This window comes from Paenibacillus sp. FSL R5-0470 (assembly GCF_037975205.1).
Classification (GTDB): domain Bacteria; phylum Bacillota; class Bacilli; order Paenibacillales; family Paenibacillaceae; genus Paenibacillus_AQ.
In genome coordinates this window covers 941,986-955,846 of the sequence record NZ_CP150238.1, presented here as the reverse complement: position 1 = coordinate 955,846, position 13,861 = coordinate 941,986, and the positions used below count along the sequence as shown (strand labels likewise).

The 13,861-nt window shown below is 47.1% G+C and carries 7 protein-coding genes, 15 tRNA genes and 3 rRNA genes; 3 read left to right on the top strand and 22 right to left on the bottom strand.

The genetic code is table 11. The features are described from left to right. Positions 1-57 precede the first annotated feature (57 nt). Positions 58-822, bottom strand: coding sequence for a type I 3-dehydroquinate dehydratase (aroD, locus tag MKY99_RS04210; protein ID WP_076283813.1), 765 nt, complete (start codon positions 820-822; stop codon positions 58-60). After that, positions 819-1,745 (bottom strand): ribokinase, encoded by a 927-nt coding sequence (rbsK, locus tag MKY99_RS04205; RefSeq protein ID WP_339268851.1) that lies wholly within the window; start codon positions 1,743-1,745, stop codon positions 819-821. The genes aroD and rbsK overlap by 4 nt, the downstream gene beginning before the upstream one ends. Before the next feature lie 277 nt (positions 1,746-2,022). Here rbsK and glgP point away from each other — a divergent pair, with 277 nt between their 5' ends. Together glgP and katA are read left to right on the top strand one after the other, a co-directional pair. Then, positions 2,023-3,639, top strand: a complete 1,617-nt coding sequence (gene glgP, locus MKY99_RS04200) for an alpha-glucan family phosphorylase (RefSeq protein ID WP_339268849.1) — start codon at positions 2,023-2,025, stop codon at positions 3,637-3,639. A gap of 249 nt (positions 3,640-3,888) precedes the next feature. Next, a complete protein-coding gene (katA, locus tag MKY99_RS04195; protein ID WP_339268847.1) occupies positions 3,889-5,346 on the top strand; it encodes a catalase KatA in 1,458 nt (485 codons plus the stop codon). A 156-nt stretch (positions 5,347-5,502) separates the two neighbouring features. On the opposite strand, the gene MKY99_RS04190 is transcribed toward katA, so the two are convergent. Further along, positions 5,503-5,697 (bottom strand): sporulation protein Cse60, encoded by a 195-nt coding sequence (locus tag MKY99_RS04190; RefSeq protein ID WP_042184993.1) that lies wholly within the window; start codon positions 5,695-5,697, stop codon positions 5,503-5,505. A gap of 394 nt (positions 5,698-6,091) precedes the next feature. Here MKY99_RS04190 and MKY99_RS04185 point away from each other — a divergent pair, with 394 nt between their 5' ends. Continuing rightward, on the top strand, positions 6,092-6,547 hold the full coding sequence (locus MKY99_RS04185) for a GreA/GreB family elongation factor (RefSeq protein ID WP_060625163.1): 456 nt from the start codon (positions 6,092-6,094) through the stop codon (positions 6,545-6,547). Between the two features lie 100 nt (positions 6,548-6,647). On the opposite strand, the gene MKY99_RS04180 is transcribed toward MKY99_RS04185, so the two are convergent. From MKY99_RS04180 to MKY99_RS04090, 19 genes are all read right to left on the bottom strand, one after another. Then, on the bottom strand, positions 6,648-7,112 hold the full coding sequence (locus MKY99_RS04180; protein WP_339268845.1) for a YdeI/OmpD-associated family protein: 465 nt from the start codon (positions 7,110-7,112) through the stop codon (positions 6,648-6,650). Between the two features lie 102 nt (positions 7,113-7,214). Next, a tRNA-Gly gene (locus tag MKY99_RS04175) sits at positions 7,215-7,285 on the bottom strand. 12 nt (positions 7,286-7,297) lie between these two features. After that, a tRNA-Pro gene (locus tag MKY99_RS04170) sits at positions 7,298-7,371 on the bottom strand. Between the two features lie 30 nt (positions 7,372-7,401). Further along, positions 7,402-7,478, bottom strand: a tRNA-Arg gene (locus MKY99_RS04165). 8 nt (positions 7,479-7,486) lie between these two features. Then, positions 7,487-7,561, bottom strand: a tRNA-Gly gene (locus tag MKY99_RS04160). Between the two features lie 6 nt (positions 7,562-7,567). After that, a tRNA-Leu gene (locus MKY99_RS04155) sits at positions 7,568-7,651 on the bottom strand. A 15-nt stretch (positions 7,652-7,666) separates the two neighbouring features. Further along, a tRNA-Lys gene (locus tag MKY99_RS04150) sits at positions 7,667-7,742 on the bottom strand. Between the two features lie 7 nt (positions 7,743-7,749). Continuing rightward, positions 7,750-7,824: transfer RNA gene (locus MKY99_RS04145), tRNA-Gln, on the bottom strand. 16 nt (positions 7,825-7,840) lie between these two features. Beyond that, positions 7,841-7,918, bottom strand: a tRNA-Asp gene (locus MKY99_RS04140). 25 nt (positions 7,919-7,943) lie between these two features. Next, positions 7,944-8,020: transfer RNA gene (locus MKY99_RS04135), tRNA-Met, on the bottom strand. Between the two features lie 72 nt (positions 8,021-8,092). Further along, positions 8,093-8,169: transfer RNA gene (locus MKY99_RS04130), tRNA-Met, on the bottom strand. A gap of 17 nt (positions 8,170-8,186) precedes the next feature. Then, positions 8,187-8,262, bottom strand: a tRNA-Val gene (locus tag MKY99_RS04125). Between the two features lie 6 nt (positions 8,263-8,268). Then, positions 8,269-8,340, bottom strand: a tRNA-Glu gene (locus tag MKY99_RS04120). 16 nt (positions 8,341-8,356) lie between these two features. Continuing rightward, positions 8,357-8,449: transfer RNA gene (locus MKY99_RS04115), tRNA-Ser, on the bottom strand. Positions 8,450-8,454: 5 nt separating this feature from the next. Continuing rightward, positions 8,455-8,530, bottom strand: a tRNA-Asn gene (locus MKY99_RS04110). 3 nt (positions 8,531-8,533) lie between these two features. Next, positions 8,534-8,610, bottom strand: a tRNA-Ile gene (locus MKY99_RS04105). 58 nt (positions 8,611-8,668) lie between these two features. Then, positions 8,669-8,785: ribosomal RNA gene (rrf, locus tag MKY99_RS04100) — 5S ribosomal RNA — on the bottom strand. Between the two features lie 75 nt (positions 8,786-8,860). Continuing rightward, positions 8,861-11,789, bottom strand: a 23S ribosomal RNA gene (locus tag MKY99_RS04095). A 259-nt stretch (positions 11,790-12,048) separates the two neighbouring features. Continuing rightward, positions 12,049-13,606 (bottom strand): 16S ribosomal RNA (locus MKY99_RS04090). Together the 16S, 23S and 5S rRNA genes with 15 tRNA genes alongside form the textbook arrangement of a ribosomal RNA operon. Positions 13,607-13,861: the final 255 nt, after the last annotated feature.

The following is a 13,861-nucleotide window of genomic DNA, read 5'->3' as shown; positions in this document are numbered from 1 at the left end:
GAGCAGTGCCGGAATTCCGGTCCCTGCTCTATTTTTTCGAATCTCTGCTGATACCTCTTACAAGCTACGATGCAGCAGCGATAAAACATTCCGAAGCTCAGCTACAGCGACCTGGCCTGGTGCAGACGGCTTATGCGCGGCCCCAAACGTTAATGCTGAACCGAAGATTTCACCCGACAGACGGCTGACTACTCCTGCTCCTGCCATGGACATCGTAATAATCGGGCGATCTGCATGTTTAGTTTTCATAATATGAGTGGCTTCTAGCAAGGTCAGAACGTCACCTGCATCTTGAGGCATAACTGCAATCTTAGGCAAGTCCCCACCAAGCTCCTGCATCTTACATAGACGCGAGATTAGCTCCTCTTTGGGAGGTGTTTTATGAAAATCATGATTCGATATGATAACAGCTACGTTATGAGCGTGAGCAGCCTCAACTAATCCTCGTACATCTTGTTCCTCATTAAACAATTCAACATCAATAATATCTACTAGCCCACTCTCAGCAGCAGCAACATTAAGAGCTATGTAATATTCTATACTGACCTGCTTCTCTCCACCTTCCTTCGCACTACGGAACGTAAAGATCAGCGGAAGATCCGGAATGATCGCGTGAATATCACTTAACGCTGACTTCACTGCTTCTAAATCCTCCACTTTTTCAAAAAAATCCGTACGCCACTCCACCAAATCAGGATTTAGCTCTTTTAAGGCTTCAGCTTCCTGCTTCAGTTCAGTAAGGGTAGCACCAATTAACGGGACGCATATTTTAGGTATTCCTTCACCGATCACTACATTTTTAACGATTAATGTTCTGCTCATGATTTTAGCTCCTTATCATCCGATACATGCTTTATAAAATTTTCAACCTCAGGCAAATACGGCAGTGACGGTATTGCACCTGCTTTCCCAACAGCCAAAGCACCGACAGCATTCGCGAAGCGTAACGCTTCCTCCAATGACTTACCTGAGACTAACTGCTGTGCGAGTGCACCATTAAAGGAATCTCCCGCAGCAACTGTATCTATTGCCTTTACCGGGAACCCAGGAACTAACTTGGTCCCCTCAGCATTAACTAACAATGTGCCTTTAGCACCTAAAGTTACAATAACGTTCTTAACACCCTTTTGTAGCAAAATACGGGCAGCCCGCTCAGCCGTCTCTATACTATCGACAGTCATCCCAGCTAGAATTCCTGCTTCCGTCTCATTTGGCGTCAAATAGGTTACTTGACTTAACATCTCATCCTTAAGCCTTCTGGCTGGTGCAGGATTTAAAATGATTGGAATCCCATAACCATGGGCAATAGCAACAGCCTGTTCGGTCATTGCTAAATCCATTTCAAGCTGCATCACAATCATCTCAGCCTGGCCGATTACAGTCTCTAACGCCTGTATATCCTCTGCAAAGAGATCAATATTCGCCCCAGAAACAACTATAATCCGATTCTCTCCATCTTCTTCAATAACGATTGAAGCTACACCTGTTGCCTCCGTTTCACTCACTGAGATATGTTCTATATGAATACCTTCTTGCTTAATAATCTCCAGCATTTCGCTTCCAAAGGTATCTTTTCCGACGCTGCCGATCATACTAACCTCAGCACCCAGACGTGCTGCGGCAACGGCTTGATTCGCTCCCTTTCCACCGGGAGATAAAGCAAATGCTTGTCCCATAAGCGTTTCTCCTGCATTCGGTGCCCGGTTCGTACGTACTACCATATCCATATTTAAGCTTCCAATCACAACTATACCCAACTTAAACACCACCAATAATTATTTCTTCAATCTCTTTATCTTAGGGTCTTCCCTTCACTTTATCAATCACTTCCGTTGATTTTGCCCCTAATTGGCTATTTTCACCAAATTGACGTTATGCTTTTGTAGATAAAGTGTGCTAGAATGATGGTGTAATCGCTTCCACAACGATTGATGACTGTTTTTTGAGCAAACGTTTGCATCGTAGATAATGCCAGCAGCTTTACTGCAATTCAATCTAATCCGCGATTAGGAGGCTTATCAAGTGAACGAACAAAAATTACCATCAGTAGCTTATTTCAGTATGGAGTACGGGTTACATTCCGATTTTAAAATGTATGCCGGAGGGCTTGGAATTCTCGCCGGAGACTACATTAAGGGAGCTAAAGACATCAATGCTCCTATCATCCCTATCGGGCTGAAGTGGAAACAAGGTTATACGGATCAAAAAATTGATGCGAACGGTAATCCATACGACTCCTATCACAATTATGTTTATGATTTTCTTGAAGATACAGGAGTGAAGGTAACCGTAAAAGTCAGAAAGACCGATGTGGTGTGCAAAGTATGGAAGACTGATTATTTTGGCAACAGCACGTTGTATTTACTGGATACGGATATCCCCGAGAATAATGATGCTTGGATTACTGGACAATTGTACGGCTGGTTCGGTGAGGAACGGATCGCTCAAGAGATCGTACTCGGGATCGGCGGAGTAAAAGCTATGCGTGCTCTCGGCATTCCGATTGATGTCTATCATTTCAATGAAGGCCATGCAGCCTTAGCAGCCATCGAGCTCATTCGTGAGAAGATGTCCGGAGGCAGCACCTTTGAGGAAGCTTGGAAAGCTACTCGGGAAGAGGTTGTCTTCACTACACATACGCCGATAAAAGAAGGCAACGAAACCCATCCACTCGACCGCCTAGAGTATATGAGTGCATTCAATGGCTTAACCCGCGACCAGATGGAGCGTATCGGTGGCGAGCCGTTCAACATGACGGTTGCCGGTCTACGACTCTCACGTATTTCTAATGCAGTGGCTCAGCTTCATGCGGATACAGCCAATAAGATGTGGAAAGAGGTTGCCGGAAGATCGGACATCATTGGCATTACTAATGCCATTCATACCCCTACCTGGGTAGATGAAAGAATGACACAAGCCTATGAACAAAATGGCGATTTATGGGCAGTGCATAAAGAAATTAAGGGTGAACTGATTGATTTCATCAAAGAACGGTCCGGCATTACTCTAAATGCTGACAATCTACTCATTGGCTTCTCACGCAGAGCTGCTCCTTATAAACGCAGTGACCTGATCTTCTCGCAGCCGGAAATTATTGAGCCTTATCTGGAGTCCGGCAAAATACAAATCGTCTTCTCTGGCAAAGCCCATCCACTCGATGATAACGGCAAAAAAATCGTCAGCAATTTAGTGGCGATGATGAAAAAATATCCGAAGAGTGTTGTCTTCTTGGAGAATTACGATATGACTATCGGCGCACAGCTGACACGCGGTTCTGATATTTGGCTCAACAATCCGCGTAGACCACTGGAAGCAAGTGGTACCTCCGGGATGAAGGCAGCCATGAACGGCGTATTGAACTGCTCTATTCTGGATGGCTGGTGGCCGGAAGCCTGTATAGATGGCGAGAATGGCTGGCAGATCGGAGACGGCTTCGAGACTACTGACTTCGAGGTTCTGGATAAGCATGATAGTGATGCGCTATACGACACCCTATTGAATCGAGTACTCCCAACCTATTATGAGAATCGTGAACAGTGGGTACAAATGATGAAGAAGAGTATCGAAACCACTCGCACCGAATTTGCCACCAAAAGAATGCTGGATGAATACTATAACAGAATGTACATTAAAAACTAAGTACAGAAAACGGATATTCCTATATCAAAATAGAACAGCGCACCCTCCAGTGATGGAGAGGTACGCTGTTTCTTTTTTAACTCTGCTTAGTAATTAATCACTCTATCTATCATATATATCTGAATGGGACGACGATTACCACATACTGTAATGTGTCAAATATTCAAAAAGTGTTGCATTTTCCCCAAAAAACATTAATATAGAACTTATACTAAATCTAAAATCAAATCTTACGAGGTGATTCTATTAATGAGCTCCAATAATAATAATCTTACGACCAGCTGGGGTGCTCCAGTAGGCGACAATCAAAATTCAATGACAGCCGGTGATCGTGGTCCTACTTTGCTGCAAGATGTCCATCTGCTTGAAAAATTAGCCCACTTTAACAGAGAACGTGTTCCTGAACGTGTCGTTCATGCTAAGGGTGCTGGCGCTCATGGGTATTTTGAGGTCACTCAGGATTTAACTCAATATACAAAAGCTAATTTTTTATCTGAGGTAGGCAAGCGTACCCCAATGTTCATCCGTTTCTCAACGGTAGCTGGGGAGCTAGGTTCTGCTGATACTGTAAGAGACCCACGTGGTTTTGCTGTGAAGTTCTATACCGAAGAAGGAAACTATGATCTCGTAGGTAACAATACACCTGTATTCTTCGTTCGTGATGCAATCAAGTTCCCTGACTTTATTCATACACAGAAGCGTGATCCACAGACACACTTAAAGAACCCTAATGCGGTTTGGGACTTCTGGTCTTTATCGCCGGAATCTCTACATCAGGTTACGATTTTGATGTCAGATCGCGGAATCCCAGCTACGTTGAGACATATGCACGGGTTCGGAAGCCACACCTTCAAATGGGTAAATGCCGAAGGCAATACCGTCTGGGTGAAATATCATTTCAAAACAGAACAAGGCATTAAGAACCTTGCTCCAGATCTTGCCTCCAAAATAGCTGGGGAGAACCCAGATTATCATACAGAAGACTTGTTCAATGCTATTGATAAAGGAGATTTCCCAGCGTGGAAGCTCTACGTGCAGATTATGCCGATCGAAGATGCGAACACTTACCGCTTTGATCCATTCGATGTAACCAAAGTATGGTCGCAAAAAGATTATCCATTAATTGAGGTTGGCCGCATGGTACTGGATCGCAATCCAGAGAATTACTTCGCGGAAGTAGAGCAAGTTACGTTCTCTCCTGGCTCTTTTGTCCCTGGTATTGAAGCTTCTCCTGATAAATTGCTACAGGGTCGACTGTTTGCTTACGGCGATGCTCATCGTCACCGTGTAGGTCCTAACCATAACAGCCTGCCTATCAACCGTCCAAAAGTAGAAGTGAAGAACTATCAACGTGACGGTGGCATGGCACTCGGCAACAATGGCGGATCCGGTGCCTATTATGAGCCTAACAGCTTAGGCGGACCTAAAGAAGCACCACAGTACAAATCATCACCTTTCGAAGTATCTGGAAATGCCGACAGTGTCTCCTATAATAGTGATGACCATTATACACAGCCTGGTGACTTGTATCGCCTGATGAGTGAAGAAGAACGTACCCGTCTTGTTCAAAATATAGTAGGCGCTATGACACCAGTTGAAAGTACCGATATTAAACTTCGTCAAATTGTTCATTTCTATAAAGCTGATCCGGAATTAGGACAGCGTGTTGCATCCAGCTTAAGATTATCCGTTCCAGACGGAATATAAGACTGTAATTGCACTTATACAAACAAAGAGGACCTTTACCCGTAAATGGGAAAGGTCCTCTTTGTTCATAAGAAAAGCTAAAACATATAGTATATAAGAACGATCACGATGCATAGCGTGGAGACAACAGATAAGCACGAAAAAAAAGTATTCCAGTTATTGCCCTTCATTTGTCTTATACACGACCAGTATACTGCTTCTTTGATGCTCTGCCCCATCACGTGAAGATTTAACTACCGAACCGTAACAGATATTCACAACCTGTTCCTCACGCAGCCCTGCCAAGAACTCATTAGCCTTATTCTCAGCATACGAATTATCAGCATCTACAAACTCTTTTACTTGAATCATCCTGATCTCTCCTTTAATAAATTATAGTTACTTTTTATGTCTAGATTCTATAGGTGAACTCAACGAAATGTACATGGCGTATCACTCCCCTGGTAACATTTAATGTAAAATTATCTTCGAAATATAGTATAGGCATTCCGCAGTTTTCTACGAAATGCCTATAACATCAGCCTATCATAGCACCCAACTATACAATAGTCAAACGTTTTAAATACAATATTTAGTAAGAATTTATTGCCTTTGCAAAATGGATTGGATTTACATATAGAAGCTGTTATACTGATCAGAAGGTTCCCTCTAGGGGACCTCTATTTGTATAGGAGGGATTTTAATATGGCAACGCGTCATAACAAATTTGCAAAGAATGTGCTACTTAGAGGGGGTGAAATCTACTATGAACCATAGTCTAATTTATGAAGGCTCAAGGACACAACTGGTCCAGCAGCTTATTTATTTTGATGAGGAAAAAATCGCATTTCTAAATCAGTATTTCCCGGAACGAAGCAAACAAAGAAGTAATGCTGAAACGCTGTTGTCCCGTTATTGCTCCGAGCTGGAACAATTACTTTCCCGTTTCAATGGTGAAGAATTGAATTCACTCGTATTGATTGGAAGTCAGCTTCAGCTACGCTACTTAGACGACAATACTACAGATACCTACACCATCGTATTTCCAAACCAGGCAGAACCCAATGATAACAAGATTTCAATGTTCTCGCCTATTGGCATGCAGCTGCTGTTAGCTCAGATCGGCAGTACATGTCAGCTAGCTATTCCTTCAGGTGAGTTATCAGTAAAAATCGAAAGTATTAAGTTTGTGAATTGTGGTGAGGTGGCCGTTCTTATTTAAGCCCACTTGCACATATCACCAACATTAACAGCGTCCCTTTCCAATCTTATGGAAGAGGACGCTGTTCATCTATTCAGCCTGCTAAGCACTCTTCATACTTTTATTTGAGCCTCAATCCTTCACCCAGTTTACTGACTGATTTTTTGATACGAGATGCTCTGGTTTCAGGTCTTTTCGCCGCTTCGATCCAAGATACATATTCCTTCTGATAAGAATAAGCCAGACCGTTATAATAAGCTTCTGCCTGCTCATGGATACTCAACGCATCAAGGAAATCCTCTGGGGCTTCTACCTCCCGTAATTGATGATCTTGCTCCATCGTCACATGCACAATATCACCAGGTTGAGCTTTGGCTAGATCCCGTAGTTCCTTCTTTACCACCATAAAATGCTTTCCGTTTCCATGGGGCATAAGCGTTCCTCTATAGGGGATTCCATTTACACTTCCTTTTACCTGTATTCTGGACTTTGTTTCAAATATTTGTTCGGCATCAAAAGGGACGTTAAGATAAGTCCAGCTCCCACTTGCATCAGGTCGCACTAATTTAGCTTCAAATTCAAACATTGCTACCTCCTCAACTAAAAGCCCTAAGTTCTATTGTATCCATATGAATGTAACTATACAAAAAAACACCTGCCTATAATAGACAGATGTTTCTTAATTATAAGCGGGTGATGGGAATCGAACCCACGCTATCAGCTTGGAAGGCTGAAGTTCTACCATTGAACTACACCCGCAAAGGTATAAAATCGGGATGACACGATTTGAACATGCGACCCCCTGGTCCCAAACCAGGTGCTCTACCAAGCTGAGCTACATCCCGTCAAAACATGTAATTACTTAGTAATAAAAATGGCGCGCCCTGAGAGATTCGAACTCCCGGCCTTTTGATTCGTAGTCAAACGCTCTATCCAGCTGAGCTAAGGGCGCAAAAATTATGGAGCGGAAGACGGGAATCGAACCCGCGACCCTCGCCTTGGCAAGGCGATGCTCTACCGCTGAGCCACTTCCGCAAAATATGGTGCGCGTGAAGGGACTTGAACCCCCACGTCGTGAAACGCCAGATCCTAAGTCTGGTGCGTCTGCCATTCCGCCACACGCGCACACTTTGAAAATAATGGTGAGCCATGAAGGACTCGAACCTTCGACACCCTGATTAAAAGTCAGGTGCTCTACCAACTGAGCTAATGGCTCTCATAAATGGCTGGGGATATAGGATTTGAACCTATGCATGACGGAGTCAAAGTCCGTTGCCTTACCGCTTGGCTAATCCCCAACAATAATTAACTAAATGGCGGAACCGACGAGATTCGAACTCGCGATCTCCTGCGTGACAGGCAGGCATGTTAGGCCAACTACACCACGGTTCCATAGACATAATGCATAAGAGTAAATTGGTTGCGGGGGCAGGATTTGAACCTGCGGCCTTCGGGTTATGAGCCCGACGAGCTACCGGGCTGCTCCACCCCGCGTCATTTAATAATTATATACTATTCATTTACACTAAACCAGCTAGTCCCAAAACATAATGCTTAAGGAAAATTTGGTTGCGGGGGCAGGATTTGAACCTGCGGCCTTCGGGTTATGAGCCCGACGAGCTACCGGGCTGCTCCACCCCGCGTCGTTCTTAAATGAATATGGTGGAGGCTGAGGGGATCGAACCCCCGACCCTCTGCTTGTAAGGCAGATGCTCTCCCAGCTGAGCTAAGCCTCCATGTTATGACCCGTATGGGATTCGAACCCATGTTACCTCCGTGAAAGGGAGGTGTCTTAACCCCTTGACCAACGGGCCATGCTAATAAACTTTATGGCGGAGAGAGAGGGATTCGAACCCTCGAGACGCTTGTGGCGCCTACACGATTTCCAATCGTGCTCCTTCGGCCAAACTCGGACACCTCTCCATAAATGGCTCCCCGAACAGGACTCGAACCTGTGACAACTCGATTAACAGTCGAGTGCTCTACCAACTGAGCTATCAGGGAATATGGTGGGCCTTAGTGGACTCGAACCACCGACCTCACCCTTATCAGGGGTGCGCTCTAACCAGCTGAGCTAAAGGCCCTTTTTAAGACACATCAATATTAAGGGCAAAAAAAATACCACGGGTAATGTGGTTGTCCGCTTGGCGACGTCCTACTCTCCCAGGACCCTTCGGTCCAAGTACCATCGGCGCTGGAGGGCTTAACGGTCGTGTTCGGGATGGGTACGTGTGGAACCCCTCCGCTATCGCCACCAAACGGGCATTTACATCGTAAATGCTCAGGCTTGAGTCGCCTGAAAACTGAATCCGAATTGAATTTGCGTATTAAGTATAGGATAAGCCCTCGACCGATTAGTATTGGTCAGCTCCATGCATTACTGCACTTCCACCTCCAACCTATCTACCTCGTCGTCTTCAAGGGGTCTTACTAATTGGGAAATCTCATCTTGAGGGGGGCTTCACGCTTAGATGCTTTCAGCGCTTATCCCGTCCGTACGTAGCTACCCAGCCATGCTTCTGGCGAAACAACTGGTGCACCAGCGGTACGTCCATCCCGGTCCTCTCGTACTAAGGACAGCTCCTCTCAAATTTCCTGCGCCCACGACAGATAGGGACCGAACTGTCTCACGACGTTCTGAACCCAGCTCGCGTACCGCTTTAATGGGCGAACAGCCCAACCCTTGGGACCTACTTCAGCCCCAGGATGCGATGAGCCGACATCGAGGTGCCAAACCTCCCCGTCGATGTGGACTCTTGGGGGAGATAAGCCTGTTATCCCCAGGGTAGCTTTTATCCGTTGAGCGATGGCCCTTCCATGCGGTACCACCGGATCACTAAGTCCGACTTTCGTCCCTGCTCGACTTGTAGGTCTCGCAGTCAAGCTCCCTTATGCCTTTGCACTCTTCGAATGATTTCCAACCATTCTGAGGGAACCTTGGAACGCCTCCGTTACTCTTTAGGAGGCGACCGCCCCAGTCAAACTGCCCGCCTGACACGGTCCCCGTACCCGGTAAGGGTACTAGGTTAGAACCTAGATACGATCAGGGTGGTATCCCAACGGCGCCTCCACCGAAGCTTGCGCTCCGATTTCTACGGCTCCCACCTATCCTGTACAGATCGTACCCAAATTCAATATCAAGCTGCAGTAAAGCTCCATGGGGTCTTTCCGTCTTGTCGCGGGTAACCTGCATCTTCACAGGTATTAAAATTTCACCGGATCTCTCGTTGAGACAGCGCCCAAGTCGTTACGCCATTCGTGCGGGTCAGAATTTACCTGACAAGGAATTTCGCTACCTTAGGACCGTTATAGTTACGGCCGCCGTTTACTGGGGCTTCGGTTCATAGCTTCGGGTTACCCCTAACCACTCCCCTTAACCTTCCAGCACCGGGCAGGCGTCAGCCCGTATACTTCGCCTTGCGGCTTCGCACAGACCTGTGTTTTTGCTAAACAGTCGCTTGGGCCTTTTCACTGCGGCCCCCTCGTGCTATTCACACTACCGGGGCACCCCTTCTCCCGAAGTTACGGGGTCATTTTGCCGAGTTCCTTAACGAGAGTTCTTCCGCGCGCCTTAGAATTCTCTTCTCGCCTACCTGTGTCGGTTTGCGGTACGGGCACCTTCTCCTGGCTAGAGGCTTTTCTTGGCAGTGTGAGATCATGACCTTCGCTACTGTAATTTTCGCTCCCCATCACAGCCCAGCCTTAACGATGTGCGGATTTGCCTACACATCAGCCTCACTGCTTAGACGGACATATCCATCAGTCCGCGTCACTACCCTCCTGCGTCACCCCATCGCTCATAGCGGATTACGGTGGTACAGTAATTTCAAACTGTTGTCCTTCGACTACGCCTTTCGGCCTCGCCTTAGGTCCCGACTTACCCTGAGCGGACGAGCCTTCCTCAGGAAACCTTGGGCTTTCGGCGGATCAGATTCTCACTGATCTTTTCGTTACTCATACCGGCATTCTCACTTGTATGCTGTCCAGCGCTCCTTACGGTACACCTTCAACCCACATACAACGCTCCCCTACCCCAGATACATACGTATCTAGCCATAGCTTCGGTGGTGTGTTTAGCCCCGTTACATTTTCGGCGCAGAGTCACTCGACCAGTGAGCTATTACGCACTCTTTCAATGGTGGCTGCTTCTAAGCCAACATCCTGGTTGTCTGTGCAACTCCACATCCTTTCCCACTTAACACACACTTGGGGACCTTAGCTGATGGTCTGGGCTGTTTCCCTTTTGACAATGGATCTTAGCACTCACTGTCTGACTCCCGGCAATAAGTATATGGCATTCGGAGTTTGACTGAGCTTGGTAATCCTTGCGGACCCCGCACCCAATCAGTGCTCTACCTCCACTACTCTTATACCGAGGCTAGCCCTAAAGCTATTTCGGGGAGAACCAGCTATCTCCGAGTTCGATTGGAATTTCTCCGCTACCCCCACCTCATCCCCGCATTTTTCAACATGCGTGGGTTCGGGCCTCCAGTGCGTGTTACCGCACCTTCACCCTGGACAGGGGTAGATCACACGGTTTCGGGTCTACGTCCACATACTCAATCGCCCTATTCAGACTCGCTTTCGCTGCGGCTCCGTCTTCTCGACTTAACCTTGCATGTTAAACGTAACTCGCCGGTTCATTCTACAAAAGGCACGCCATCACCCATAGATCGGGCTCTGACTTTTTGTAAGCACACGGTTTCAGGTTCTATTTCACTCCCCTTCCGGGGTGCTTTTCACCTTTCCCTCACGGTACTGTTTCACTATCGGTCGCCAGGTAGTATTTAGCCTTAGCAGATGGTCCTGCTGGATTCATACGGGGTTTCACGTGCCCCGCACTACTCGGGATCCGTCTCGGAGAGAACACAGTTTAGGTTACAGGGCTTTTACCTCTATCGCGGGCCTTTCCAGACCTCTTCACCTACCATATTCCTTTGTAACTCCATGTGAGACGTCCCACAACCCCTAAGAGCAAGCTCTTAGGTTTAGGCTGTTCCGCGTTCGCTCGCCGCTACTGACGGAATCACTATTGTTTTCTCTTCCTCAGGGTACTTAGATGTTTCAGTTCCCCTGGTCTGCCTCTACATCTCCTATGTGTTCAGAGATGAGTAACTGCGAATTACCACAGCTGGGTTTCCCCATTCGGACACCCCCGGATCAAAGCTTGCTTACAGCTCCCCGAGGCAGTTTCGTTGTTCGCCACGTCCTTCGTCGGCTCCTGGCGCCTAGGCATCCTCCGTGTGCTCTTATTAGCTTAACCTCGATTTTTCCGCAGGAAAATATCAAACGATATCTTCTTTGAAAAATCTCACTAATAACATTTACTTGTTTACACAAGTTGCTAAAAGATGTTCTAAAACGCAAATTCGTTTCGGTATCCAGTTTTCAAGGATCAAGTTTAAAGATGAGAGTTTAAACTCTCAAAACTGAGCAACGAGTGAGTAACAGGCCTAAACCTGAGTTGTGGAAGTTTAACTTCCGATTTGAATGTCTTCATTGCAGAAGACGATTCTCCATAGAAAGGAGGTGATCCAGCCGCACCTTCCGATACGGCTACCTTGTTACGACTTCACCCCAATCATCTACCCCACCTTCGGCGGCTGGCTCCCTTGCGGGTTACCCCACCGACTTCGGGTGTTGTAAACTCTCGTGGTGTGACGGGCGGTGTGTACAAGACCCGGGAACGTATTCACCGCGGCATGCTGATCCGCGATTACTAGCAATTCCGACTTCATGCAGGCGAGTTGCAGCCTGCAATCCGAACTGAGACCGGCTTTGATGGGATTGGCTTCACCTCGCGGTTTCGCTTCCCGTTGTACCGGCCATTGTAGTACGTGTGTAGCCCAGGTCATAAGGGGCATGATGATTTGACGTCATCCCCACCTTCCTCCGGTTTGTCACCGGCAGTCACTCTAGAGTGCCCAACATTACTTGCTGGCAACTAAAGTTAAGGGTTGCGCTCGTTGCGGGACTTAACCCAACATCTCACGACACGAGCTGACGACAACCATGCACCACCTGTCTCCTCTGTCCCGAAGGCCGCCACTATCTCTAGTGGATTCAGAGGGATGTCAAGACCTGGTAAGGTTCTTCGCGTTGCTTCGAATTAAACCACATACTCCACTGCTTGTGCGGGTCCCCGTCAATTCCTTTGAGTTTCAGTCTTGCGACCGTACTCCCCAGGCGGAGTGCTTACTGTGTTAACTTCGGCACCAAGGGTATCGAAACCCCTAACACCTAGCACTCATCGTTTACGGCGTGGACTACCAGGGTATCTAATCCTGTTTGCTCCCCACGCTTTCGCGCCTCAGCGTCAGTTACAGCCCAGAAAGTCGCCTTCGCCACTGGTGTTCCTCCACATATCTACGCATTTCACCGCTACACGTGGAATTCCACTTTCCTCTTCTGTACTCAAGTCACCCAGTTTCCAGTGCGACCTCAGGTTGAGCCCAAGGTTTAAACACCAGACTTAAATGACCGCCTGCGCGCGCTTTACGCCCAATAATTCCGGACAACGCTTGCCCCCTACGTATTACCGCGGCTGCTGGCACGTAGTTAGCCGGGGCTTTCTTCTCAGGTACCGTCACTCCGATAGCAGTTACTCTACCGGACGTTCTTCCCTGGCAACAGAGCTTTACGATCCGAAAACCTTCATCACTCACGCGGCGTTGCTCCGTCAGACTTTCGTCCATTGCGGAAGATTCCCTACTGCTGCCTCCCGTAGGAGTCTGGGCCGTGTCTCAGTCCCAGTGTGGCCGTTCACCCTCTCAGGTCGGCTACGCATCGTCGCCTTGGTGGGCCGTTACCCCACCAACTAGCTAATGCGCCGCAGGCCCATCCCTCAGTGACAGATTGCTCCGTCTTTCATTCTTTCTTCAGGAGAAAAAAGAAATTATCCGGTATTAGCTACCGTTTCCGGTAGTTATCCCAGTCTAAGGGGCAGGTTGCCTACGTGTTACTCACCCGTCCGCCGCTAAGTTATTTTGAAAGCAAGCTTTCAAAGTGACTCCGCTCGACTTGCATGTATTAGGCACGCCGCCAGCGTTCGTCCTGAGCCAGGATCAAACTCTCCAATTAGTATTGAAAAGAGCGATATGCTCATTTTGAAACATCTGACGAGAAAATTAATTCTCTAATTTTGGATATCACTTTCGTGATTTCCTACTCACTCGTTGTTCAGTTTTCAAAGATCAAGTTCTCGTTGGCGCCGTTTGATGTCTCAGCAGCAACTCTTATACTATATCATGTTCAGCCGTTTAATGTCAAGCTCTTTTTTTAACTTCTTTTTCGAGCTCGGCATGTGTGTTTCTTGGCCGGATTTAGAATATATCA

What these genes read in the sequence shown, in the direction of transcription:
- aroD (WP_076283813.1), bottom strand. Translation starts at nt 822, where the DNA reads ATGAGCAGAACATTAATCGTTAAAAATGTAGTGATCGGTGAAGGAATA.
- katA (WP_339268847.1), top strand. Translation starts at nt 3,889, where the DNA reads ATGAGCTCCAATAATAATAATCTTACGACCAGCTGGGGTGCTCCAGTA.
- MKY99_RS04190 (WP_042184993.1), bottom strand. Translation starts at nt 5,697, where the DNA reads ATGATTCAAGTAAAAGAGTTTGTAGATGCTGATAATTCGTATGCTGAG.
- MKY99_RS04185 (WP_060625163.1), top strand. Translation starts at nt 6,092, where the DNA reads ATGAACCATAGTCTAATTTATGAAGGCTCAAGGACACAACTGGTCCAG.
- MKY99_RS04180 (WP_339268845.1), bottom strand. Translation starts at nt 7,112, where the DNA reads ATGTTTGAATTTGAAGCTAAATTAGTGCGACCTGATGCAAGTGGGAGC.